The following is a 23,582-nucleotide window of genomic DNA, read 5'->3' on the forward strand; positions in this document are numbered from 1 at the left end:
TTTCCGTGTACGACGTGGTGCTGCTTACCCTCGGCTCGGAGCGCGACGCGTCCGGCGGGGCCTGTGGCAGCGGAGGCGCCTGCTGCGGCAGCGCGACGGCGCACGGGGACGACGCCGGTTCGACGGCGCACAGAAGCGACACCGACGCGACGGCGCACGGGGACGACGCCGGCGCTGGTGCGATGGCGGGTGACGCGGCCGGGGCCTGTGCGAGTGGTGACCGGGACGGCGGGAAGGCCGGGGAGCGCTGCGACACCCCCCGGGTGCCGGTGCTGGCCTGCGCGGACGCGCTCACCGCCCGGGGCGCCCGGGTGGAGACGGTCACCGCCCGCTCGGACGCCGAGATCGACGAGGTGCTGGCCCGGTTCGACGGCTCGCCCCGCCCGGACGGCCTCACCTGGCCCGACCCGGACTCCAAGGTCCGACTCGTGGTCGCCTCGGCCAGCGACGCCCAGTTGCGCGCCGTCGTGCGCCGGCTCGTCCGGCGGTACGCCCCACCGCCCAGCCGCCGCCCCGACGACCTGCCCGGCAACCGCACGGTGCCGGACCTGCCGCCGATCGGCGTACTCCCGCTCGATCCGGCGCGGAGCATGACGCACCGTGACCTGGCGGCGCAGCTCGGGCTGCCCCGCGACCCGGCGGCGGTGGCCGCCGCGGTGCTGGACGGCACGCCCCGCCGGCTCGACCTGCTACGCAACGATGGCGGCTCGGTGACCCTGGACGGCGTGCTCGTCGGCGCCGCTGACGACAGCGGCCGGCCGCTGCACTGGCGTGGCCGGGTGGAGGTGGACGACGCCGTGCTCTCGAACGGCGACGACCCGCTGCTGGCCTGCGCGATCGGCAACGCCGGCGGGTACGCCCGGCTCGACGACGTGGCCCTGCTCGGCAGCCCCGACCCGACGGACGGACTGGTCGAGGTGGCGGTGGCCGTTCCCGTGGTGACCCGCTCGACGTTGGGTAGGAAGCGGGTCAGGCTGGAGGTACGCCGCGCCCGGGGGCGAGCCGTGGCCGTGCTGCCCCGCGAGGGGCGGGTCCCGTTCCTCGACGACGGCGCCGAGGGCGAGCTGAGCCGGAAGCGATCCTGGTGGATCGAACCGGGCGCCTGGGCGGTCTGGGCGGGCTGACCTCGCCCGTCCCCGACGCGACCGACCCGACCGGCCCGCGACGGCCGGCCCGGCGCGGCCACTGGGCCTATCCTCGGCAGGAGGAATGGGGAGGAACCGTGGTGGACGAGAATGTCGACCGGGTCCACGTGCCCGGCCAGCAGCCGATGCCGGAGCGGGACATCGAACCACTCTGGCCACCGGACCAGATCGGCGGCACCGACACGCCGCCCTGGGCGTCGACCGCCTCGCCACCGTCCCCCGTCCCGCCGCAGGGCCGGCCGGGTCACCCGCCCTCGCCGGCCGACTACCCGTCCCTGACCGGCGGGATGCCGGCCACCGGTGCGGGAACGACCGTGCCGCAGGGCGTGGGCGCCGGGTGGTCGCCTCCACCGGCTGCCCACTCCGGATGGGAGCCGGACGCCTCGGCCTGGGCACCGCCGACAGCCGCCACCCAAGCCCCACCGACCACCCCGGCGGGCCCGGGACCAGTCGCCCCGGCGGGCCCCGGCCCGACCGTCCCGCCAGCCTCGGGCCCGGCCGACCCTCCCGTCGACGCGACCGCCCCGCCGGGCTCGGACGCGGCGGGCCCGGCCGTCTCCGGTCCGGCCGGTGATCGCAGGACGGCCGGGGTGGGCGGGAGTCTGTCGGAGGCCGCCGGAGGCGGCGTACCCGCTCCCCGTTCTCCGCAGACCGGCCCCGCCCGGGTCGATCTCAACATGCCGTTCAGCCTCGACCATCCGGCAGCGCCCGTTCCGGTCGCGTCCCCGCACTCCCAGGCCACCGCCAGGACCGTCGAGGGCCCGGGCGAGCCGGCCCGGGGGCACGCCGGACGGCAGGACGATCCCCCGCCGGCCGCCGTTGCCGGTATCTTCTCCGGTGGCCGGCCTGCACTCCCTGACCCGACGCCTGACCCCGCCGGAACGACCAGGGCCGACGGCGTCCACCCGACCGTCGAGGCCCCGACGGCCCACAGCCCGACGACGGGCGGGAACGAGGCCGGCGACCCGACGACCGGTGGAAACGGAACCGGCAGCCCGACGACCAGTGGAAACGGGGCCGGCGGCGGGGCGCGGATGCCGGCGGAGTCACCGTGGGCGCAGCCGCCGCAGCGACCCGCCACGACGGCCGTCGAGCCCGGGCCAGGGCCCGGCGCCGCCGGCCTGGCGCCCGCGCCCCAGAGCGCCGTACCCCGACAGGCCCTTCTCCATCACCAGAGCCCCGCCCAGCGAGACCCGGCCGACCAGAGCCCACCCCAGCAAAACCCGGCCGGGCAGAGCCCACCCCAACGAGACCCGGCCGGGCAGGCCCCGTCCCCACATGCCCCGCCGCAGAATGCGGCCCAGGGCCCGGTCCCGCACGACCCGGCTGGGCAGGGCACGCCGGTCGGGCCGGCGACGAACCTCGGGGCCGACCCGGCGGCTCAGCCCGACCCCGGGGCCAACGTGGCAGCGGCCCAGCCCGACCTCGGAGCCGACCCGGCGACGGCGCAGCAGGCCGCCCCGCCTGGTCCCTACCCACCGCAGCAGGCCGGGCCCTACCCACCACAGCAAGCTGCCCCGCCCGGCCCGTACCCGCCACAGCAGGGCGGTCCGCCCGGGCCGTACCCGCCGCGACAGGCCAGCCCGCCCGGCCCGTACCCGCCGCAGCAGGGTGCCCCGACGCCGCCCGGGCCGTACCCGCCCGGCTGGTACCCGCCGACCTGGCAGCAGGCCGCTCCAGGAGCCCCCGCCCCGGATCCGCAGCAGGCGTACCAGCCGGCGGAGGGGGTCACCGCGGTGCCGCCGGCACAGCCCGACGCGAACTGGCACCCGGGGATCACCACCCCGCCGACGGCCGAGGACTTCGCCCGCCGCCGGCAGATCCGCCCCGCCGACCCGGTGGCCGCGATGGGCGTACGGGCGGTGGCGAACCGGATGGGGCTGCGGCTGGCGCCGGGACGGCACGAGCAGGAGTTGCGGCGGGACATCGAGACGGTGCGCCGCAACTTCGGCGGGCTGCGCCAGGTGACCGTGGTGAACCCGAAGGGTGGCGCCGGCAAGACGGTGGCCATCCTGCTGCTGGCGATGACGTTCGGCCAGAAGCGCGGCGGCTACGTGCTGGCCTGGGACAACAACGAGACCCAGGGCACCCTCGGGATGCGCGCCCAGCAGGACTTCCACTCCCGTACGGTGCGGGACATGCTGCGGGACCTGGGCCAGTTCCAGGGCCCGCACGGGCGGGTGGGTGACCTTTCGCAGTACGTCCGCTCGCAGGGTGAGGGGATGTTCGACGTCCTCGCCTCGGACGAGTCGGCCACCGGCGGCGAGATGCTCACCGCCGCCGCGTTCGCCGAGATCCGCGAGGTGGTCAGCCGGTTCTACAAGCTGATCTTCGTGGACACCGGCAACAACGTCCGGGCCCAGAACTGGCAGGCCGCGATGGACGCCACCGACCAGTTGCTGGTCACCATGTCGGCCCGTAACGACTCGGCCGAGACGGCCGCCAGAATGCTGGACCACCTGGAGCAGAGTGGCCGGCAGCGGCTGGTCCGGCAGGCGGTAACCGTGGTCTCCATGCCGCCGTCACGCAAGGAGATCGACCTGCCGGCGATCCAGGAGCACTTCGCGGCCCGCACCCGGGCGGTGCTGCTCGCGCCGTACGAGCGCCTCATCGACACCGGCGAGCCGATCCGGTACGGGGGACTTTCCGCCGCCACCCGGGACGCCTGGCTGAAGATCGCCGCCGCCGTCGCGGAGGGGTTGTAGGCGGCAGGGTTGCGGGGCTCGGACGAGCCGACGGCCGGCCTGGACTGTGCCGGGCCGGCCGTCGGCTCGGACGTCAGTTGCTCGCCAGCGCGTCCGCGGCTGCCGGGTCGCAGTCGCGGAGGAACTGGGCGCAGCGGGCCGCCTCGTCCGCCTCGCCGATCTCGTCGGCGGCCCGGGACAGCACGTAGAGGCAGCGCAGGAAGCCCTGGTTCGGCTCGTGCGACCACGGCACCGGACCGAACCCCTTCCAGCCGCTGCGGCGCAGCTGGTCCAGGCCCCGGTGGTAGCCGGTGCGCGCGTAGGCGTACGCCGGGACGACCTGGCCGGTGGCGAACGCCCGCGCGGCCAGCGCACCCCAGCCGGCACTGTAGGTCGGGAAGCGTGCCGCCACCTTGGCGTACGCCTCGTCGCTGCCGGCCTGCTCGGCGTCGGCCAGGGCGGCGTCGGCCTCGTCGTGCGCGGGGAGGAGGGTGGCCGGTGGTTCCGGCAACAGGTTCTGCATCGCCCCATTCAACCCGCTTCGCACTGGCGTGCGCGAGGGGGTTGGGTGTGCTGACTGGCTGAACGGCTGAGGAGTTGGTCACGCCTGCGGCCTATGCCCCCGGCTGGTGCTTTCGACTACAACTATTGGTCCGGAGCCTCCCCAGGAACCGGTATCGCAGGAGCCCGGTGGCCACGACCGCCGGGCTCCTGTCGGTTCCCCGGCCAATCGCCGGGAGCGGGACAGCGGGTTTGGCCGGTTGACCCGGCGGGGCAGGATGGCCAGGGTGCCGACCCCACCTCCCGCGGACGTCATCGAGCCGCACACCTGTACCGACGAGATCGAGACCCGCGCCGAGTTCGACCGGCGGCTGGCCACCGGCAGCCTGGTCGGGCTGACCGTGCAGGGGCTGCGGCTCGACCTCGATCCCGTTCCCGACCTCACCGCCGTCGAGGTGACCGGCACCCTCTTCGTGGGGTGCCGCTTCGCCAACCGCGAGGTCGGCGCCGACCTGGTCCGGCGCGGCGCGAACGTGGTGCCGCCGTTCTCCGGGCTGCCCTACCCGACCCAGCCGTCGCACCTCTACACCCCCGAGGAACTGGCCGCCGGCTTCGCCGAGGGCGGTTTCGCCGGGATGTACGACACCCGGGTCTACGAGCACTTCCGGGCGCACGGCGGGGCGCTGCCGGACGTCCGGGAGGCACTCGGTCAGCGGCTGCACGACCACGGCGTGGACAACGCGCTGGCCGATGCCACCCGCGCCTGGCTGGCCACCCACGGGCCGCAGTCGGTGGTCGGCATCATGGGCGGGCACGCGGTGCCGCGCGGCAGCGCGCCGTACCGGACAGCGGCGGTGCTCGGCTGGGAGCTGGCCCGGGCCGACCGGCTGGTGGTGACCGGCGGCGGCCCCGGGGTGATGGAGGCCGCCAACCTCGGCGCCCACCTCGCGCTGCGGCCGGCCGAGGACCTGGACGCCGCGATCGACCTGCTCGCCGCGGCGCCGGACTTCACCGACCACGACCGCTACACGGCGGCGGCGCTGCGGGTCCGGGAGCTCTACGGCCAGCCGGTGCCGTTGCCCCGGCCCCGGGCCGCCGACCCCGGCAGCGTGTCTCGCGCCGACTCGGCGACGCTGGCCAGCGGCGACGTGGACTGGGCCCGCGCCGGCGGGCTGGCCATCCCGACCTGGCTGTACGGGCACGAGCCGGCGAACCTGTTCGCCGGCCGGATCGCCAAGTACTTCTCCAACGCCATCCGCGAGGACACCATCCTGCGGCTGGCCCGGGGCGGGATCGTCTTCGCCCCCGGACGGGCGGGCACGGTGCAGGAGGTGTTCCAGGCCGCGACCAAGACCTACTACGGCACCGACGGCGCCAGCGGCGCGTACGTCTTCCTGGACCGCGCGTACTGGACCGACGAGCTGCCGGTGGAGTCGCTGCTGCGGCCGTTGCTGGGTGCCTCGCCGTTCGGCGACCTGTCGGCCACCGTGCACCTCACCGACGACGTCCACGAGGCCGTCCGGGTGCTCACCGCGACGCACTGACGGCTTCCGGACACGCCGACGGCCGGCCCCCCGGGTGGGGAGCCGGCCGTCGGCGGTACGCGTCAGCGCGTCACTGTGCCGGCGCGGATGCCGTTCAGCGCGTCACTTGGCGAGCGTGGTGCCGGCCGAGCGCAGGTGCTCGCAGGCCTCGGCGACGCGGGTGGCCATGCCGGCCTCGGCGGCCTTGCCCCAGGCCCGCGGGTCGTACAGCTTCTTGTTGCCGACCTCGCCGTCCACCTTGAGTACGCCGTCGTAGTTGCGGAGCATGTGGTCCGCGACCGGCCGGGTGAAGGTGTACTGGGTGTCGGTGTCGATGTTCATCTTCACCACGCCGTAGTCCAGCGCCTCGCGGATCTCGGAGAGCAGCGAGCCGGAGCCGCCGTGGAAGACCAGGCTGAGCGGCTTCTCCTTGCCGTACTTGGCGCCGACCGCCTCCTGGATCTGGTTCAGGATCTCGGGGCGGAGCTTGACGTTGCCCGGCTTGTAGACGCCGTGCACGTTGCCGAAGGTCAGCGCCGCCATGTAGCGGCCCTTCTCGCCCAGGCCGAGCGCCTCGACCATGGCCAGGCCGTCCTCGACGGTGGTGTAGAGCTTGTCGTTGATGGCGTTCTCGACGCCGTCCTCCTCGCCGCCGACCACGCCGACCTCGATCTCGAGGACGATCTTGGCCTCGGCGGCCCGGTCGAGCAGCTCGGCCGCGATCCGCAGGTTCTCCGCCACCGGCACGGCCGAGCCGTCCCACATGTGCGACTGGAACAGCGGCTCCTGGCCGGCGGCCACCCGCTCCTTGGAGATCTGCATGAGCGGCCGGACGAACTTGTCCAGCTTCTCCTGCGGGCAGTGGTCGGTGTGCAGGGCGATGTTGACCGGGTACTTCTTGGCGACCTCGTGCGCGTACGCGGCGAACGCCACCGAGCCGGTGACCATGTCCTTCACGGAGGGGCCGGAGAGGTATTCCGCGCCACCGGTCGAGACCTGGATGATGCCGTCGCTCTCCGCGTCGGCGAAGCCCTTCAGCGCCGCGTTCAGGGTCTGCGAGGACGTCACGTTGATCGCGGGGTACGCGTACCGGCCGGCCTTGGCACGGTCCAGCATCTCCGCGTAGGTCTCGGGGGAAGCGATGGGCATGTCGAACGCTCCTTACTTACCGCTGTCGGCCGTCACCGGCCGCTGTTGTCCCTGGGTGCGCCGGACCGCGCTGTCCACCGTCGGCAGTATCCCGCAGGAGACCGTGGCCGGCACAACCGACCCGGTACGCGCCCGGTCCCTGGCCATCGCCTCACCGCCCCTCCCACCTGTCGGGCACGACGACGCTGATCAGCCAGGTCGCCACGGCCATCACGATGGCGCCCCAGAACGCGGCCCAGAAACCGTCCACGTGGAACGGCAGGTCCAGCGCCCGGGCGATCCGGTCGGTCAGCAGGAACAGCAGGGCGTTGACGACCAGCGCGAACAGGCCGAGGGTGAGCAGGTAGAAGACGCAGCCGAACACCTTTATCAGCGGCTTGAGCACCGCGTTCACCACACCGAAGATCAACGCCACGACGACGAGCGTGAGGGCACTGTTGGTGCCGGACCGGCCGCTCACCTCCACCCCGGGCACGATCAGCGTGGTGACCCACAGCGCGACGGCGGTGATCGCCAACCGGATAAGGAAGCCCACCGCCCCATCCTGGCACCGGGGGTGGCGGCAGGTGGGGCAATTCGGTCGACTCGGCTTCCGAGCGGCGGGCGGGCGCAGCCCGTACGGTGTGTGGGGAACTGTCCGCCGAGATCCCGGGAGGGACTGATATGGGTCAGCCCGAAGAGGACTTCGCACCCGGCGACCACCTCAGCCCCGAGGAGCGCGACATGGAGACGGAGCCGGCCGACGCGGTCGAGCAGGCCGCCGTGGTCGGCCCCGACGAGGCTGACGCCGAGCCGCACCGCGGCCTGGAGGTCGGCGACTGGGACGCGATGGAGCAGGCCCGGGTGGTCGCCCCCGACGAGGAGGACTACCGCTGAGTTCTACGCGTCAGTGGGTGCGGGTGACCTGACCCGGATGCTGCGCCGCCCACTGCGCCAGCCGGTCCTCCCGCACGGGGTGCGGACGGCCGGAACGTTGCGGCGCTCCTGGTCAGCCGTTCGGTCGATGTTTGCCGCCGGACGCGGGTCGGGGCAGCGGCAGACCTTAAGGCCTCCTTAAGATTCGCTCGCCACTCCTGGCATCCCCACGGAGGAAACCCCCACATGCTCAAGCACTCCACCCGGCGCTGGCTTGCCGGGCTGGGCGTCGCAGGCGCGATCGTCGCCGCCTCCGCCAGCCCCGCGTCCGCCGAGGACACCGACGTCAAGCTCGGTGTGTACACCCCCAACCTGACGATCGCGGCCGGCTCCGTCGGCAAGTACCCCGACGTGATCCTCAGCGCCTCGGCCCCGGTCGTACTGCCGCGCGGGTTCACCGTTCAGTACGACTACACCGACCTCGTCGGCAAGGTCACCGTCAAAGAGGAGCAGGACAGCGGCTCGGACTGCACCAGCCCGTCCGCCGGCCTCGTGACCTGCACCATTCACCATGAATACGACCTGGACGAGGGTGGCACCAACATCGCCGGGCTCTTCCAGGTGGTCGTCGCCCCGACCGACAAGGCCAAGGACGGCGACAGCGGCAAGCTCATCGTGACCCTGAACGGCTCCGGGTTGAAGTCGGTCAGCCACGACGCCACGGTCCGGGTGGGCGAGGGCGTCGACCTGGACGCCGGGCCCGAGACGAATCTCTCCCTCGCGCCGGGTACGAAGTTCACCGCCCCGCTGAAGGTCAGCAACGCGGGCGAGCACACCGCCAAGGGCGCCAGCGTGCTCTTCATGAACGACTACGGCCTGAACGCGGGCAAGCACTACAGCAACTGCACATACGTGGGTGACGCGCTGCGTAGCTGCCAGTTCACCGAGAATCTGCCGGCGGGGGCGACCTTCGGCACCACCCTGCCGTACGTCCTCGGGAAGGACGCCTTCGCGCCCGGGTTCAAGTACGGAGAGATTCTCTGGATGACCCCGGCCGAGTTCGAGGACTACCAGGGCTACCTCGACAGCCGCGGGGGCACCCTCGGCAAGCCGGGCACCGACGGAAAGCTGGATCTCACCGAGGAGAACAAGGCTTCCCGGGGGGCACAGGCCGACACCAATCCGGACAACGACTGGTCCAGCCTGGCGGTCACGGTAACCGGCGAGAACAGCACCGACCTCGAGGCGATCGGAGCCAAGCTCACTGGCAAGGCGGGTGACAAGGTCAAGGCCGCCGTCGGGGTCCGCAACAACGGCCCGGCGACGCTCGACCACGGCCGTGCCGGCAGCAGCATCACCTACATGACGGTCGACGTGCCCAAGGGCACCAGCGCCGTCGCGGTGCCGAAGAGCTGCGCCCCCGTCGAGGGTGACAACTGGGGCGAGCCGGGTGAGCCGGGGGCGCGCCAGTACCGGTGCTACTTCGAGACGTTCCTGAAGGCAGGCGACGAGGCCGTCATGGACTTCGAGCTTCGCATCGACACGGTGATCGCGAACGCGACCGGTCTCGTGAAGGTCAACGTCCCCTGCAAGTGCGACGGCGGCTTCTACAAGGACCTCAAGCCCGCCAACGACACCGCCAAGCTCCTGGTGAACGCGACCGGCGGCCAGGGCGGCGGCGACGGCGACGGTGACGGTGACGGTGACGGTGACGGTGGCACCCTGCCGATCACCGGTGAGTCCACCGGCCTGATCGCGGGCATCGGCGGGCTGCTGCTCGTCGCCGGCGTGGGCGGCTACGTGATCACCAAGCGCCGCAAGACCCGCTTCGTGGCCTGATCCACCCGCACCACCGGTGCCCCGTCGACCACCCGGTCGGCGGGGCACCGCCACATCTCACCGCACATCTCACCGCCACATCCACCGCCGCCTCCCCCAGACACCCACCCCGACAGCACGCGCCCCCCACCCAGACGGCCGAAGCCACCGGACGAGCCCGGACCACCACGGGTTTCCGGGGGAGCCCCGCCCGCGCAGGGATCAAGCCTGACCGCCCGGAGCGGGCGGGGCTCCCCCGGAAACCCCACCCCGAAGAGACAAAAACGGGACGACGCAAGATCGACCCAACTGACACCATTGGGCGCGTGCTGCTCACCCTGACCACCACCCACCGCCCGGCGACCGACCTCGGTCACCTGCTGGTCAAGCACCCCGACCGCACGCACTCCTTCGACGTGCCGGTCGGCACCGCGCACGTGTTCTACCCGGAGTCGGGCGAGCAGCGCTGCACCGCCGCCCTGCTGCTCGACGTCGATCCGCTACGGCTGGCCGGCGCGCGTGGCAAGGGTCGTGGCCGGCAGCAGGCCCCGGCTCCGGACAGCTTCACCCTCGGGCGGTACGTCAACGACCGGCCCTACGCGGCGTCCAGCCTGCTCTCCTCCGCACTGTCCAGGGTCTACCGCTCCGCCCTGCGCGGCGAGTCCCGGGACCGCCCCGAGCTGGCCCGTACGCCGATCCCGCTTGAGGTGCGGGTGCCGGTGCTGCGCTGCCGGGGTGGCGCGGACGTGGCGGTCCGGGTGTTCGGCCCGCTCGGTTGGGCGGTGACCGCCACCCCGATCCCACTCGACGAGCGGCACCCGGAGTGGGGCGACAGCCGGTACGTCGACCTGACGCTGACCGGCACGGTGCGGGTGTCCGACGCGCTCAACCACCTCTACGTCCTGCTGCCGGTGCTGGACGACGCCAAGCACTACTGGGTCGCCCCCGACGAGGTCGACAAGCTGCTCCGGGCCGGCGAGAGCTGGCTGGCCGACCACCCGGAACGCGACCTGATCACCCGCCGCTACCTGGCGCACCGACGGACGCTGGCCGGGCTGGCCCTGGCCCGCCTCGCCGAGCGGCAGCCGACCGACGAGCCAGCCGCCGACGAGACCACGGTGGACGAGACGGCCGGGGACGGGGCGAGCGGGAACGGGGCGGCCGTGGGGGGCGGGCAGGCTGCGGCCGTCCGGGCGTCGCTGGCCGCGCGACGGCGGGAGGCGGTGCTCGGCGCGCTCGTCGAGGCTGACGCGAGCCGGGTGCTGGATCTCGGCTGCGGCGGCGGCGCCCTGCTCGCCACGCTGGTCGGGGACCGCCGGTTCACCGAGATCGTCGGCACCGACGTGTCCACGCACGCGCTGGCCCTGGCCGCCCGGCGGCTGCGGCTGGACCGGCTGCCCGAACGGCAGCGGGACCGGATCCGGCTCTGGCAGTCCGCACTGACCTACCGGGACGACCGGCTGCTCGGGTACGACGCGGCGGTGCTGATGGAGGTGATCGAGCATGTCGACCCGCCTCGGCTGCCGGCGCTGGAGGACGCCGTGTTCGGTCACGCCCGGCCGGCCACCGTCGTGGTGACCACGCCAAACGCGGAATACAACGTGCGCTACGAGGGGCTGCCCGCCGGGCGGTTCCGGCACCCCGACCACCGCTTCGAGTGGACCCGCGCCCAGTTCGCCGGCTGGGTGAGCCGGGTCTCCGCCACGTACGGCTACACCGCCGCGACCAGCGGCGTCGGCGACGACGATCCCGAGGTCGGCGCCCCCACCCAGCTCGTCGTGCTGACCCGGAAGGAGCACCCGTGACCACCCTCGACATCCCCGAGCTGGCCCTGGTCGCGCTCGTCGGCATCTCCGGCTCCGGCAAGTCCACCTTCGCCCGGCGGCACTTCGCGCCCAGCCAGGTGCTCTCCTCGGACATGTTCCGGGCGATGGTCGCCGACGACGAGAACGACCAGTCCGCCTCCGCCGACGCCTTCGAGGCGCTGCACCACGTCGCCGCCACCCGGCTGCGCCGGGGCCGGCTCACCGTGGTCGACGCGACCAACCTCCAGCCACACGCCCGGGCCGCGCTGGTGCGGGTGGCCCGCGAGCACGACGTGCTGCCGGTGGCCGTGGTGCTGGACGTGCCCGAGGCGCTGGCCTGGGAGCGCACCGAGGGCCGCGCCGACCGCACCTTCGGCCGGCAGGTGCTCGCCCGGATGCAGCGTGACCTGCGCCGGTCGTACAAGCAACTGGCCCGGGAGGGCTTCCGCAAGGTGCATGTGCTGCGCGGCGTCGAGGAGATCGACGCCGCCGAGATCCGCAACGAGAAGCTGTTCAACGACCGGCGCGACCTGACCGGGCCGTTCGACATCGTCGGCGACGTGCACGGCTGCCGCGCCGAGCTGGAGACGCTGCTCACCCGGCTCGGCTGGGAGCTGCGCCGCGACGAGCGGGGCCGGCCGGTCGACGGGACGCACCCGTCGGGGCGTACCGCCGTCTTCGTCGGTGACCTGGTGGACCGCGGCCCGGACTCCCCCGGCGTGCTCCGCCTGGTGATGGGCATGGTCACCGCCGGGCACGCGATCTGCGTGCCCGGCAACCACGAGCAGAAGCTGCTGCGCCGGCTGCGCGGCCAGAACGTGCGGCTCACCTACGGGCTGGCCGAGACGATGGAGCAGCTGGCGGCGGAACCGGACAGCTTCGTGACCGAGGTGGCGACCTTCATCGACGGCCTGACCAGCCACTTCGTGCTGGACGACGGCCGGCTGGTGGTCGCGCACGCCGGGCTGAAGGAGGCGTACCAGGGCCGCGCGTCGGGCCGGGTGCGGGCGTTCGCGCTGTACGGCGAGACCACCGGCGAGATCGACGAGTACGGGATGCCGGTGCGCTACCCGTGGGCGCGGGAGTACCGGGGCTCGGCGATGGTGGTCTACGGGCACACGCCCACCCCCGAGCCGGAGTGGGTGAACCACACCATCTGTATCGACACCGGCTGTGTCTTCGGTGGCCGGCTCACGGCGCTGCGCTACCCGGAGAAGGAGCTGGTCTCGGTGCCGGCGGAGCGGGAGTGGTACGCCCCGACCCGCCCGCTGACCGCCGCGCCGGCCCGGCCGGACCAGGTGCTGGAGCTGACCGACGTGGCCGGCCGGCGGCACATCGAGCACGGGTACGGGTCGCTGACCGTGCCGGCGGAGAACGCCGCCGCGGCGCTGGAGGTGATGAGCCGCTTCGCGGTCGACCCGCGCTGGCTGGCCTGGCTCCCGCCGACGATGGCGCCCTGCTCGATGTCGACAGTCGGTGACTTCCTGGAGCACCCGGCGCAGGCGTTCGCCGACTACCGTGCGGCGGGCGTGGACCGGGTGGTCTGCGAAGAGAAACACATGGGTTCGCGGGCGGTGGTGCTGGTCTGCCGGGAGCCGGACGGCGGGCCCTTCGGTCCGGGCGGCGGCGTGGTGCACACCCGCACCGGCCGGCCGTTCTTCGGCGAGCCGCTCGACACGGAGTTGCTCGACCGGGTGCGCGCGGCGGTCGGCGGGGCGGGGCTCTGGGACGAGTTGGAGACCGACTGGCTGCTGCTCGACTGCGAGCTGCTGCCCTGGTCGGCGAAGGCGGGTGGCCTGATCCGCGAGCAGTACGCCGGGGTCGGCGCCGCCGGCCGGGCCGCCCTCCCAGCGGCGCTGGCCGCGTTGGAGGCCGCCGCCGGGCGGGGCCTGCCCGTGGACGGGCTGCGCGACCGGACGGCCCGCCGCCACGACGAGATCCTGGCCTACTCGGCTGCCTACCGGGCGTACGTGGGGCCGACCGACGGGCTGCGCGGGGTGACCCTGGCCCCGTTCGCGGTGCTGGCCGGCGCGAAGGCCGGTTACGCCGACCGGGACCACGACTGGCACCTCGGGCTGGCCGACCGGCTCTGCGCCGCCGACCCGGAGTTCTTCACGCCGACCCGTCGGCAGGTCGTCGACCTGGCCGATCCGGTCGCCGAGGCGGCGGCCACGGAATGGTGGCTGGCGCTGACGGCCGACGGCGGCGAGGGCATGGTGGTGAAGCCGTACGCCGGACCGGCGGCCCGGACCGAGCGGGGTTCGCTGCTCCAGCCGGGCATCAAGTGCCGGGGCCGGGAGTACCTGCGGATCATCTACGGTCCGGGGTACGCCGAGCCGGAGCAGCTCGCCGCGCTGCGCCGCCGGTCGCTGGGGCGCAAGCGGGGGCTGGCGCTGCGCGAGCACGGGCTGGGGCTGGCGGCGTTGGACGCGCTGGTCGCCGGTGCCCCGCTGTGGCGCCGGCACGAGCTGGTCTTTGCGATCCTGGCCTGCGAGTCGGAGCCGGTCGACCCCCGGCTGTAGGGGGTGGGGCTGTTGTGACGTCGAGCACCGGCGTGGGCGGGCGGCACCTAGACTACGGACGTTCCGCCACCGACCGGCACACATCGGAGGTTGCCTCGTGTCGACGCCCACCACCACCCTGGCCCTGGGCCCGAGTTGGCTCGATCCAGAGGTGTTGATCTCCACGTTCGGGCTGATCGGCATCCTGGTCATCGTCTTCGCCGAGTCCGGCCTGCTGATCGGGTTCTTCCTGCCGGGCGACTCGCTGCTGTTCACGGCGGGTCTGCTCACCGCGGACGGGAAGTACATCACCTACCCGCTGTGGCTGGTCTGTCTGCTCATCACCATCGCGGCGATCGCCGGCGACCAGGTCGGGTACGCGTTCGGCCGCAAGGTCGGCCCGGCGTTGTTCCGTCGGCCGAACTCAAGGCTCTTCAAGCAGGAGAACGTGCTCAAGGCGCACGACTTCTTCGAGAAGTACGGCGCGCGGTCGATCGTGCTGGCACGCTTCGTGCCGATCGTGCGGACGTTCACGCCGATCGTGGCCGGGGTCAGCCGGATGAACTACCGCACGTTCGTGATCTACAACGTGATCGGCGGCGTTCTCTGGGGCACGGGCGTGACCGTGCTCGGCTATTTCCTCGGCCAGATCCCGTTCGTCAAGGCGAACATCGAGATGATCCTGATCGGCATCGTGCTGATCTCGGTGATCCCGATCGCCGTCGAACTGCTGCGGGCGTGGATGGCCGCCAGGCGTGGCACCACCCCGCAGGAGCGGGCCGCCGCCGAGGAGGCGATCCGGGAGACCCGCGAGCACTACGGCAAACACTGACCGACCGGCCGCCCGGTGCCGTCCCTGGTGGGGGATGGCACCGGACGATCGGTGAAGGTCAGCGCGCCTTCTTGGTGGCGCGCTTGCGCGGCGGGGTCAGCAGATCGGCGATCGTGGCGATCGCCGACGGCACCAGCCGGTAGTAGGCCCAGACACCGCGCTTCTCCCGCTCCAGCAAGCCGGCCTCGGTGAGGATACGCAGGTGGTGACTGACCGTCGGCTGCGAGAGGCCGAGAGGCGCGGTCAGGTCGCACACGCACGCCTCGCCCTCGGGGGCCGACTGGATCAGGCTGAGCAGCCGAAGTCGAGCAGGGTCGGCGAGGGCCTTGAGGACCCCCGCGAGACGCTCGGCATCGGCACGTTCGATCGGCTCGCCGGCAAGCGGCGAGATCTGAGGCATAGTCATTTCAGCCAACGCAGTTCCCACGTATTCCATCCTTCCACCAGCAGCATCGATCCGCCTGCATATCGGCGGATCCGAATCGGTAGACTTTTACGCCACAAGGCCGAGGTCAGCCAACGTATAGGCCGCCCGATACGGCAATCCGGCGGCTCGCACCGCGTCGCCGGCGCCTCGATCAACAATAACCGCCACACCCACGATCTCGGCCCCGACCTCGCGAAGGGCCTCGATCGCCGTCAACACACTTCCCCCGGTGGTGGAGGTGTCCTCCACCGCCAGGACCCGCCGGCCGGCCACGTCCGGTCCTTCGACCCGACGCTGGAGCCCGTGTGCCTTACCCGCCTTGCGGACCACGAACGCGTCCAGCGGGTGACCGGCCCCGGACGCGGCGTGCAACATCGACAGTGCCACCGGGTCGGCGCCCAGGGTCAGCCCGCCCACCGCGTCGTACTCCCAGTCCGCTGTCAAGTCACGCATCACCCGCCCGACCAATGGAGCAGCCTGGTGATGGAGCGTGACGCGACGTAGATCGACGTACCAGTCGGCCTCGCGGCCCGAGGAAAGCACCACCCGGCCGTGGACCACCGCCAGGTCAGTGATGAATTTACGCAGGTCGTCGTGGTCCCCCATGGCGATAGAGGGTACTGCGCAAGTCTGGGAGTCGGATGCCGGGTCCACCCTGATCAGCCCTGTGGACGACCGACGACTGGCGATGTCCGGCTACGCTGAGCGACCGTTCAGCCGTTCGGGCGGGCGCTCGGCGGGAGCCGGCGGGACGATGCCGCCCCGATCCGGCGCTCAGCCGTCGTCGCGGCCGATCCGGCCCCGGGTGTCCCGGGACACCGCCTCCAGCAGCCGCCGGGGCGCGTGCCGAAGGCCGGCGACGGCGAGCTTGTACTTCCACGCGGGAACGCTGACCAACTTGCCTTTCCGCAGGTCACGCAGGGCTTCGGCGACCACGTCGTCGGCCCGCAGCCACATCCACTCCGGAGTCTTGGACATGTTGATGCCGGCGCGGTCGTGGAACTCCGTACGCGTGTAACCAGGGCAGAGAGCCATCACGCGTACGCCGAGGGGCCGGGCGGACTGGCCGACGGACTCGCTGAAGTTGGTGACCCACGCCTTGCTGGCGGAATATGTCGAACCCGGCATGACCACGCCAAACCCGGCCACCGAAGAGACATTTATCACTGCCCCGTGGCGTCGCTCGGTCATCGGCCGCAGGGCCGCGAGGGTCAGCCGCATCACGGCGTGCACGTTGAGCCGCAGCAGCCGCGCCTCGTCCTCGGCGGACGACCGCAGAAACGGGGTGTTCAGGCTGATCCCGGCGTTGTTGACCAGCAGCTCGATCGGCGACCCCTCAGTCAGCCGCCGCTCCACCGTCGCGCAACCGTCGTCGGTGGACAGGTCGGCCGGGATCGTCTCGACCTCCCGTCCGTGCCGCCCGGTCAGCTCGGCCGCCGTCGCGGCCAGCCGGGCCGCGTCCCGGGCCACCAGCACCAGGTGCCAGCCGTCAGCGGCCAGCCGACGGGCGAAGGCCGCGCCGATGCCGGCGGTCGCTCCGGTGACCAGGGCCCGGCGCTCGTTGTCCGGCCTGTCGAGCGTCACGGGCGGTCCTCACCTCGGCGGGTACGGGGGCGCGGGCGGTTGGTGCGAGGGCGGAACGGGTGGCGGCGCGGGCGACGCCGGGGCGTGGTGCGGAGCGGACGGCGCGGGCCGCCGGCGGAACCAGGCGCTTGCCCCCGGCAGCGCCAGCAGCACGGCTACCACAAGGTAACCGAGCACCTGCCCGACGGAAAGCCCTGTGCCCAGCGGAATCCACCAGGACGGATAGGCGTCAGCGAGAAGGTTGAAGAGTTCCGCCGTCGCCCGGTCGTTCTCGTCCGGTCCCAGCGGGAGGGCGCGCTGGCCGACCAGCAGCGTCAGCCCGCAGCAGCCGGCGAGCAGCCCCAGCCCTGAGACCACCCAGGTCGCGGTGCGGGCGCCGTCCCGGCCGGCCCGCAGGCCGAGGGCCAGACCGGCGAGGAGCAGCCCCGCGAGCAGGCTCACCACTGCGGTAAGCACGGTGGACACGCCCAGCAGGGTGGCCACCGTGTCGATCTGGTCCGGGCTCGCCGAGGTGTCTGCCGAGGCGGCGCGGAACCGGTCCACGGTGCCACCGCGCGTCACCGCACCGACGGCGGCGTACGCGAGGGCGGCGACCGCCATCAGCGCCAGCACCGCCACGGCCGCCGTGACCACGGCAGGGCGGCGGGCCGGCGTCCGATCGGGGTACGACACGACGAGTCCCTCCGGTAGGTATCGGGTTGCAACCTACTCGGAGGGACCGTCGGCGTCGCTGTTATCGACCGGTCAACTCACCGGCGGCGGAGTCGGGCCAGGACGGTCCGACCCGGGCTGTTCACCACCCGGGGTCGAACCCGGCTCCCCACCGTACGGCGCGGACGGCTGCTGACCGCCCGGTGCCGGCTGGTCGGGCTGGCCCGGAGCCGGCGGGTAACCCGGTGCCTGCGGCTGGCCCGGGGCCGGCGGGTAACCCGGGGTCTGTGGGTAACCCGACGCCTGCGGCTGGTCCGGCGTCTGCGGGTAGCCCGGCGTCGGCGGATACCCAGGGGTGGGCGGGTAGCCGGGCTGGCCGGCGGCCTGCGGGTGACCCGGGTAGGACGCGCCCGGTACCGGCGGCTCCCACCCCTGCTTCGGCTTGCGGAAGAACTCGTTGGCCTTCGGCAGCGCCAGCAGGATCAGCGCGGCGAGCAGCGCGAGCATGCCGACCACGGCGAGCAGCGTGGTGACCGCGTTGAACCAGCCGGGCAGCGCCTCGTCGAGGCGGCGCTGGATCTCCTCCGGGCTCGGCGCGTCGCCGGTCGTCTGACCGGTGCCGATGCCGCCGCCCAGACCGCTGAGCAGGCCACCGCCCGTGCAGCAGACCATGATGCCGCCGAGCACCCAGGTGGTGATCCGCGACCCGTTGCTGCCCCGGTTGTTGAACACCCCGAGCACGGCCAGCACGACCGCGAGCAGGAGCACGAAGACGGCGCCACCGACGGTGATCATCGTGGTGATGTCGGCCAGGTTCTGCGCGCCGTTGGCCTCGGTGCCCCGGTACGCCTCGTCGAGCACCTCCGAGAAGGTGCTCACGGTGGAGAGCGTGATGATGAGGCCGATCAGCTGGGTGAGCGCGAACAGCCACAGCAGATACGTGGATATGGTCACCACACCCGGCCGGGTGCGGGCCGGAGCGTTGTGGGATTCGACCATGATTCTCCTTCCCTAGATCGCGGTCACACCGTATCCAGGTCAGGCCAGTCGGGCACGTCAGACGGACACCGACCCGCCGGACCGGCGGACCGGGCGGCGTGGGAACGGGCGCGGGTGGATTGGCCGACACGGCCCGAGGTGGGCAGGCGCCGACGGGAAAACGAGCCCCGCTCAGCCTTTACCGGGGGCCGGCACCGGTATGACGGTGATCCTCGTTGACCACCATCACCTCGGCGTCAATCACGGTCGGGCGACGGAATCAGTACCGGGTCTTCACCAGGAACGAGTAGCCGATCCGCTTCGTGCCGTTCCAGTTGTACATCGGGTAGCACGCCTGCGGCGACGTCCACGACGAGACGTACGACGGGCGGGCCGCGTTGCACGCCTTCAGCGTCGAGTAGAGCGGGCTGTTGTAGTCGGCCTGCGCGGGCGTGGCCATGGTCAGCACCAGACCGCCGGCCACCGCACCGACAGTGATCGCGCCACGAACGCGGGGGTGACGCAGGATGTTCGCCATCGTTCTCCCTGAATAGCAGCTCAATCTCTGTGACCGAGCGACACCGGCAGTCTAGGGATGACCTTGCGATGCCGCATGATCAGGGCAGGAACGACACAGAACGTGACAGGCAGGATGCCTGACGGGAGAACGGCAGTCGCTGCGCCGTCGAATGGGGAGCGCGGTCAGTAACCCCGCCACTCCGCGCGGGCGTACTCCAGCACCCGGGGCTGGAGCAGGGTGGAGGCCGGCACGTCCACCCGGCGGCGGTCGGCGGGGAAGGCCCCGGCGGCGGAGAGCGTCGCCGCGTCGAGGAAGCGCAGCGCGGGCGCGTCCGGCGGCAGGGCCAGGGCGGGCGCGGTCGGGCCGGGGGCGGCCAGCAGGAAACCCCAGTCGCCGAAGGACGGCACGTCCACGTGGTACGGCGTGGTGGCGAAGCCCGCCTCGCGCAGCGACGCGTCGATCGACCAGTACGACCGGGGAGCGAAGTACGGCGAACCGGACTGCACGACCAGCCGGCCGCCCTCGGCGAGCACCGCCTGCACCAGCGCGTAGAACTCGACGGTGTAGAGCTTGGCGGTGGCCGTCTCGTCCGGGTCGGGCAGGTCGGCCACCACCGCGTCGAACCGGTCGGCGGCGGTACGCAGCCAGGCGAATGCGTCGGCGTGCACCACCCGCACCCTGGGGTCGTCGAGCGCCCCACCGTTGAGCCGGCGCAGCTGCGGCTCGCTGCGAGCCAACGCCACCACCGCCGGGTCCAGGTCCACCACGGTGATCCGCCGGACGTCCGGATAGCGCAGCAGTTCGCGTACGGCGAGGCCGTCCCCGGCGCCGAGCACCAGCACCTCGCCGCGTGGGCCGTTCAGCACCGGATGCACCAGCGCCTCGTGGTAGCGGTACTCGTCGACCGAGCTGAACTGGAGGTCGCCGTTGAGGAAGAGCCGCAGGTCGGTGCTGGCCCGCCCGGTCTCCGCCACCGAGCGGGTGAGCACGATCTCCTGGTAGCGGCTGCGCTCGGCGTGCACCACCGGGTCCCGGTAGAGCTGCTGGCGGGCGGTCAGCTCGAAGTCGTGCGCGGTCACCCACGCGTACCCCAGGCTGAGGAACACCACGACGGTGCCGGCGCCGAGCGCGACGCGGGCCCGGCGGCTCAGCTCCCGCCGGAAGACCGTGCAGACCAGCGCGAGCCCGGCGACGGCGTTCACCGCCCCGACCACCAGCGACCCCTTGAGCAGGCCGAAGACCGGCAGCAGCAGGAACGGGAAGGCCAGCCCGCCGAGCAGCGCCCCGACGTAGTCGGCGGCGAACAGGTCGGCCACCGCGCTGCCGGCGGCCTGTTCCCGGATGCGTTGCAGCATCACCATCAGCAGCGGAATCTCCGCGCCGATCAGCAGGCCGAGCACGAACGCGGTGCCGATCAGCGCCGGGCTGTAGAGGTTCAGCCACGCGAAGGCCGCGTAGAGGCCGAGCACGGAGAGGCCGCCGAGCAGGGCCAGGGCCAGCTCGATCGCGGCGAACGAGGCGGCGGCCCTGGACTGCAACGGCTTGGCGGCGAGCGCGCCGACCCCCATCGCGAACACCATCACGCCGAGCACGATCGACGCCTGCCCGACCGTGTCCCCGATCAGATAGCTGCCGAGGGCGACCAGGGCCAGCTCGTAGACCAGGCCACAGGCGGCGCAGACGAAGACCGCGACGAGCACCGCGGCCCGGGACAGCCGCCACCGCGCGGGTGCCGGCGCGTCGACGGTCACCGCCCCTCCGGCGTACGCCTGGGCTTCCGCGTGCGCTGCGCGGGAGCCAGGAGCTGATCGCGGCGGGCCGCAGCCTGCTGCTCCCGCTCGGCCTCCTGGCGGAGCTGGCGGCGGCGCTGCCACACGCCGACGGCGACCAGCAGCGCGGTGAGCAGCAGCAGGCCGGCCACGGCGAGCAGATAGCCCCAGCGGTCCCGCCAGAGGTCGCTGCCGGCGTCGGGCAGCGCGGCCGGCGTGGCCGCCGGGGCGGCGGTGGCCATCGGCGCCGGGCTGACCGCGCCGGTCTCGGCGAGCAGCAGCGGCAGGCTGACAGCGGCCCGGGTGACCGCCCAGCCGGGCTCGTCGATGAAGGCGTCTTCGTCCAGGCCGAACCGCTCCAGGCCCCGCTCGACGGCGCGCAGGTCGGCCCGCGTGAAGTCGTCCGAGCCGCCGACGGTGATGTAGGCGGTGTCGTTGGACTCGCTGCTCTGCGGGGTGTAGTTGATGCTCCCGGTGACCCGCACCCAACGTGGGCACGCCGGGTTGTCCTCGACGGAGACGCCGTCGCCGAGGTTGGAGCCGACGTTGACGACCTCGACCCTGGCGAACCGGTCCTTCAGCTGCCAGCCGTAACAGATGCCCTGGCTCTCGGCTGCCCGGGCGAGGATCGACACGGTGTCGGCCCGCTCGGTGGTGGTGGGCGGAGGCACGACGGTGCTGCTGTCGTCGTCGCGGATCAACGCGGCCCCGACGCAGCCCGCGACGACCACCACCGTGATGATGGAGAAGATCACCACGCCCTTCCGCTGGTCGGTCGCGTTGGGCTTGCCCGGGGCGGGCTTCTTTCCGGTGGTCATCAGCTGATGGCGGCGGCGATGATCGCGCCGGTCGCGAGGTGCACGATCGCGGAGACCCAGACCGCCGGGTGCGGCTCCGGGTCGACCAGAAGCTCGCCGAGCTTGCCCGGCGTGGCCACGTCGAGCAGTACGAACGCCGCCGCCATGATCACCAGGCCGAGGATCCCGTACGCGGACGCGCCGACGATGCCGAGCACGAAGTCGTCCTCGCTGGCGGCGATGGCGGCGACCACGATGATGCCGACGCCGGCCAGGTTGGAGGCGAGCAGCAGCGCCGCGTTGCGGTTGCGCTCGGTCCAGATCAGCTGGTTGAGCCGGCCGGGGGTGGCGAGGTCCACCAGGACGTAGCCGATGCCCATCAGCAGGACGCCGACCACCCCGTAGGCGAGGGTGACCAGCAGATCGGTGACGAGGGTCTGCACAGGAGGCTCCAGGGTGAGGGGGATCGGTGCGTCACTTGCCGCTGCCGGGGCCGCCGCCCCGAACGGTGCTGCCACGGCCCCAGCCCCAGTGGGAGCCGACCGTGGAGTGGTAGCGGGGATAGGCGGAACTCATGCGCTCCAGCAGGATCACCGAGCCGGCGGCGATCGGCAGGATCACCACCGAGTCGTCGTCGTAGCGCAGGTAGACGCCGCTGCCGTCGACGTACTGGTCGGCCGGCTGCCACGCGTCGGTGACCTCCTTGGCGACCTGGCTCGGCGAGCGGGTCGAGGTGTAGGCGACGGCGTTCCCGGCGATGTCCCGGCTCGCCGCCCGGGCATACCTGTCCTCGACGTAGCCGCGCGGGGAGAAGTTGCCGTAGAAGATGGCGAAGGCGGCGACCAGCGCGCCGATGACGGCGAACGCCGCCCCCACCACGAACCAGCGTCGGTACGTCATCGCAGTGCCACCACCGTCTCGGTCAGGACCAGCTCGTTGGTCTGGGGATACGCGTGCCAGGTACGCCAGGCGAGGGCGCCGGCCGGCGGACCAGGGCGGACCGCCAGCGCGGTCACCGCGTCGGTGTCGCCGGGGAACACGCCCACCAGCGCGTACGGGTCGTCGGCCAGGTCGGCGCGGAGGGCGGCGACCTGTTCGCTGAGCCCGGCGCCGGCGGGCCGCAGCACGGTCGCGGTGAAGTGGTAGCCGCTCGCCTCGTCGTGCACCGTCGGCGGCAGCTCGGGCGGTCGGCCGGGCAGGCAGGCGACCGTCTCGGTCAGCGTGGCCCCGGGTGCGCGCAGGACCACCTGGTGCGAGGCCCCGAGCAGCCGCAGCCGCATCTGGACGTCCCCGGGCAGGTCCAGGTCGAGCACGTGCAGCGCGGGTCGCTCCACGTCGTCGAGCGCCAGGCTGAGGTCGGCGGCGCTGGTGTCGACGTACGGGGCGTCGAGGGTTACGAGCATCAGCCCACCTCGGACTGCGGGTAGATCATCACTTCGCCACGGTGCAGCAGCTCACCGAGCGCCACCTCCCAGCCCGCCTCGCCGTACGCCTCGAAGGAGAGCTTGGCCCCGCCGGGCGCCTGGTAGTCGTGGTACCGCATGGTGCCGGTCGGGTCGAGGCCGGTGTTGCCGACGGCGGTGTAGCGCGCCTGGCCGGACTCGTTCCAGGTGTAGCGGCGACCGGCGAGGTCGATGGTCGGGGCGCCGGGGGTGACGGTGGCACCCTGCTCGGCCCCCCAGAGCACCAGCTCCAGCTCCGGGTCCTCCTCGACGGAGAGCCAACGCCGTACGCCGGCGGAATCGTCGAGCAGGTGCTCGGCCCAGCTCCAGCCGCCCTCGACCAGGCGGATCGAGCCGCGCACCGCGTACGACACGCCCCGGATCTCGACGATGTCGCCGGGCTTCAGGCGGCGTGGGTCGCCGCGCAGCGCGTCGGCGTCCCGGTCCCGCAGCGGGTCGCCCGGTCCCTTGGCCCGTTGCTGCGGGCGGGACTGCGCCCGGCGCAGAGCCACCACGGCGACCACCACACCGGCCACCCCAGCCAGACAGCCCACCGCCGCCAGCAGGTACGCCATGGACCCGTTCACGCCGACCACCTCCC

Annotated in this window: 23 protein-coding genes; 8 read left to right on the forward strand and 15 right to left on the reverse strand. The window is 72.8% G+C overall.

Translation table 11 applies throughout. The features are described 5' to 3' along the window. The first annotated feature begins 5 nt into the window (after positions 1-5). The gene (locus GA0070608_RS08900; protein WP_091624855.1) at positions 6-1,124 is read left to right on the forward strand and encodes a diacylglycerol kinase family protein; all 1,119 of its coding nucleotides are present in this window, start codon (positions 6-8) and stop codon (positions 1,122-1,124) included. 98 nt (positions 1,125-1,222) lie between these two features. Continuing rightward, positions 1,223-3,850: a chromosome partitioning protein gene (locus GA0070608_RS33365; RefSeq protein WP_425413228.1), complete on the forward strand. Its 2,628-nt coding sequence runs from the start codon at positions 1,223-1,225 to the stop codon at positions 3,848-3,850. 73 nt (positions 3,851-3,923) lie between these two features. Here the strand turns inward: GA0070608_RS33365 and GA0070608_RS08915 are convergent, their stop codons facing one another. Continuing rightward, positions 3,924-4,352 carry a DUF3151 domain-containing protein gene (locus tag GA0070608_RS08915; protein WP_091624864.1) on the reverse strand — a complete coding sequence of 143 codons (429 nt, stop codon included), beginning with the start codon at positions 4,350-4,352 and terminating at the stop codon, positions 3,924-3,926. Between the two features lie 265 nt (positions 4,353-4,617). Here GA0070608_RS08915 and GA0070608_RS08920 point away from each other — a divergent pair, with 265 nt between their 5' ends. Beyond that, positions 4,618-5,874: an LOG family protein gene (locus tag GA0070608_RS08920; RefSeq protein WP_411970782.1), complete on the forward strand. Its 1,257-nt coding sequence runs from the start codon at positions 4,618-4,620 to the stop codon at positions 5,872-5,874. A 102-nt stretch (positions 5,875-5,976) separates the two neighbouring features. Here GA0070608_RS08920 and fbaA read toward each other — a convergent pair whose 3' ends face one another. Together fbaA and GA0070608_RS08930 are read right to left on the reverse strand one after the other, a co-directional pair. Next, a complete protein-coding gene (gene fbaA / locus GA0070608_RS08925; RefSeq protein ID WP_091624872.1) occupies positions 5,977-7,002 on the reverse strand; it encodes a class II fructose-bisphosphate aldolase in 1,026 nt (341 codons plus the stop codon). 151 nt (positions 7,003-7,153) lie between these two features. Beyond that, a complete protein-coding gene (locus GA0070608_RS08930) occupies positions 7,154-7,537 on the reverse strand; it encodes a phage holin family protein (RefSeq protein WP_091624877.1) in 384 nt (127 codons plus the stop codon). Positions 7,538-7,665: 128 nt separating this feature from the next. Here GA0070608_RS08930 and GA0070608_RS08935 point away from each other — a divergent pair, with 128 nt between their 5' ends. From GA0070608_RS08935 to GA0070608_RS08955, 5 genes are all read left to right on the forward strand, one after another. Next, positions 7,666-7,878 (forward strand): hypothetical protein, encoded by a 213-nt coding sequence (locus GA0070608_RS08935; protein ID WP_091624881.1) that lies wholly within the window; start codon positions 7,666-7,668, stop codon positions 7,876-7,878. Positions 7,879-8,103: 225 nt separating this feature from the next. Further along, the gene (locus GA0070608_RS08940) at positions 8,104-9,696 is read left to right on the forward strand and encodes an LPXTG cell wall anchor domain-containing protein (protein ID WP_091624884.1); all 1,593 of its coding nucleotides are present in this window, start codon (positions 8,104-8,106) and stop codon (positions 9,694-9,696) included. Between the two features lie 305 nt (positions 9,697-10,001). Beyond that, positions 10,002-11,480, forward strand: coding sequence for a 3' terminal RNA ribose 2'-O-methyltransferase Hen1 (locus GA0070608_RS08945; RefSeq protein WP_091624887.1), 1,479 nt, complete (start codon positions 10,002-10,004; stop codon positions 11,478-11,480). Beyond that, complete coding sequence (locus GA0070608_RS08950; protein ID WP_091624891.1) at positions 11,477-14,002, forward strand: polynucleotide kinase-phosphatase; 2,526 nt, start codon at positions 11,477-11,479, stop codon at positions 14,000-14,002. The genes GA0070608_RS08945 and GA0070608_RS08950 overlap by 4 nt, the downstream gene beginning before the upstream one ends. A 97-nt stretch (positions 14,003-14,099) precedes the next feature. Continuing rightward, positions 14,100-14,813, forward strand: a complete 714-nt coding sequence (locus tag GA0070608_RS08955) for a DedA family protein (protein WP_091624894.1) — start codon at positions 14,100-14,102, stop codon at positions 14,811-14,813. A 58-nt stretch (positions 14,814-14,871) separates the two neighbouring features. Here the strand turns inward: GA0070608_RS08955 and GA0070608_RS08960 are convergent, their stop codons facing one another. The 12 genes from GA0070608_RS08960 to GA0070608_RS09015 all read right to left on the reverse strand — a co-directional run bounded on the left by GA0070608_RS08960 (position 14,872) and on the right by GA0070608_RS09015 (position 23,568). Next, entirely contained in the window at positions 14,872-15,249 is a 378-nt protein-coding gene (locus GA0070608_RS08960; RefSeq protein WP_007454255.1) for an ArsR/SmtB family transcription factor, read from the reverse strand. A 57-nt stretch (positions 15,250-15,306) separates the two neighbouring features. Then, on the reverse strand, positions 15,307-15,846 hold the full coding sequence (locus GA0070608_RS08965) for an orotate phosphoribosyltransferase (protein ID WP_091624897.1): 540 nt from the start codon (positions 15,844-15,846) through the stop codon (positions 15,307-15,309). A 168-nt stretch (positions 15,847-16,014) separates the two neighbouring features. Continuing rightward, entirely contained in the window at positions 16,015-16,824 is an 810-nt protein-coding gene (locus tag GA0070608_RS08970) for an SDR family NAD(P)-dependent oxidoreductase (protein ID WP_091624900.1), read from the reverse strand. Positions 16,825-16,833: 9 nt separating this feature from the next. Continuing rightward, complete coding sequence (locus GA0070608_RS08975) at positions 16,834-17,496, reverse strand: hypothetical protein (protein ID WP_091624903.1); 663 nt, start codon at positions 17,494-17,496, stop codon at positions 16,834-16,836. Positions 17,497-17,568: 72 nt separating this feature from the next. Continuing rightward, positions 17,569-18,474, reverse strand: coding sequence for a hypothetical protein (locus GA0070608_RS08980; protein ID WP_245715743.1), 906 nt, complete (start codon positions 18,472-18,474; stop codon positions 17,569-17,571). Positions 18,475-18,733: 259 nt separating this feature from the next. Continuing rightward, on the reverse strand, positions 18,734-18,991 hold the full coding sequence (locus GA0070608_RS08985) for a hypothetical protein (RefSeq protein ID WP_091624907.1): 258 nt from the start codon (positions 18,989-18,991) through the stop codon (positions 18,734-18,736). 164 nt (positions 18,992-19,155) lie between these two features. Continuing rightward, positions 19,156-20,724, reverse strand: coding sequence for a polyamine aminopropyltransferase (locus GA0070608_RS08990; RefSeq protein ID WP_091624911.1), 1,569 nt, complete (start codon positions 20,722-20,724; stop codon positions 19,156-19,158). Continuing rightward, positions 20,721-21,497 (reverse strand): hypothetical protein, encoded by a 777-nt coding sequence (locus GA0070608_RS08995; RefSeq protein ID WP_411970819.1) that lies wholly within the window; start codon positions 21,495-21,497, stop codon positions 20,721-20,723. The genes GA0070608_RS08990 and GA0070608_RS08995 overlap by 4 nt, the downstream gene beginning before the upstream one ends. A gap of 62 nt (positions 21,498-21,559) precedes the next feature. Further along, positions 21,560-21,982 carry a DUF350 domain-containing protein gene (locus GA0070608_RS09000; protein ID WP_091624918.1) on the reverse strand — a complete coding sequence of 141 codons (423 nt, stop codon included), beginning with the start codon at positions 21,980-21,982 and terminating at the stop codon, positions 21,560-21,562. 31 nt (positions 21,983-22,013) lie between these two features. Then, a complete protein-coding gene (locus GA0070608_RS09005) occupies positions 22,014-22,439 on the reverse strand; it encodes a DUF4247 domain-containing protein (RefSeq protein ID WP_091624922.1) in 426 nt (141 codons plus the stop codon). Further along, a complete protein-coding gene (locus GA0070608_RS09010) occupies positions 22,436-22,942 on the reverse strand; it encodes a DUF2617 family protein (RefSeq protein ID WP_091624925.1) in 507 nt (168 codons plus the stop codon). The genes GA0070608_RS09005 and GA0070608_RS09010 overlap by 4 nt, the downstream gene beginning before the upstream one ends. Then, complete coding sequence (locus GA0070608_RS09015; RefSeq protein WP_091634693.1) at positions 22,942-23,568, reverse strand: DUF4178 domain-containing protein; 627 nt, start codon at positions 23,566-23,568, stop codon at positions 22,942-22,944. The genes GA0070608_RS09010 and GA0070608_RS09015 overlap by 1 nt, the downstream gene beginning before the upstream one ends. Positions 23,569-23,582: the final 14 nt, after the last annotated feature.

The organism is Micromonospora peucetia, assembly GCF_900091625.1.
GTDB classification, from domain to species: domain Bacteria; phylum Actinomycetota; class Actinomycetes; order Mycobacteriales; family Micromonosporaceae; genus Micromonospora; species Micromonospora peucetia.

What these genes read in the sequence shown, in the direction of transcription:
- GA0070608_RS08965 (WP_091624897.1), bottom strand. Translation starts at nt 15,846, where the DNA reads ATGGGGGACCACGACGACCTGCGTAAATTCATCACTGACCTGGCGGTG.
- GA0070608_RS09010 (WP_091624925.1), bottom strand. Translation starts at nt 22,942, where the DNA reads ATGCTCGTAACCCTCGACGCCCCGTACGTCGACACCAGCGCCGCCGAC.
- GA0070608_RS08960 (WP_007454255.1), bottom strand. Translation starts at nt 15,249, where the DNA reads ATGGAATACGTGGGAACTGCGTTGGCTGAAATGACTATGCCTCAGATC.
- GA0070608_RS08915 (WP_091624864.1), bottom strand. Translation starts at nt 4,352, where the DNA reads ATGCAGAACCTGTTGCCGGAACCACCGGCCACCCTCCTCCCCGCGCAC.
- GA0070608_RS09005 (WP_091624922.1), bottom strand. Translation starts at nt 22,439, where the DNA reads ATGACGTACCGACGCTGGTTCGTGGTGGGGGCGGCGTTCGCCGTCATC.
- GA0070608_RS08935 (WP_091624881.1), top strand. Translation starts at nt 7,666, where the DNA reads ATGGGTCAGCCCGAAGAGGACTTCGCACCCGGCGACCACCTCAGCCCC.
- GA0070608_RS08980 (WP_245715743.1), bottom strand. Translation starts at nt 18,474, where the DNA reads ATGGTCGAATCCCACAACGCTCCGGCCCGCACCCGGCCGGGTGTGGTG.
- fbaA (WP_091624872.1), bottom strand. Translation starts at nt 7,002, where the DNA reads ATGCCCATCGCTTCCCCCGAGACCTACGCGGAGATGCTGGACCGTGCC.
- GA0070608_RS08940 (WP_091624884.1), top strand. Translation starts at nt 8,104, where the DNA reads ATGCTCAAGCACTCCACCCGGCGCTGGCTTGCCGGGCTGGGCGTCGCA.
- GA0070608_RS08985 (WP_091624907.1), bottom strand. Translation starts at nt 18,991, where the DNA reads ATGGCGAACATCCTGCGTCACCCCCGCGTTCGTGGCGCGATCACTGTC.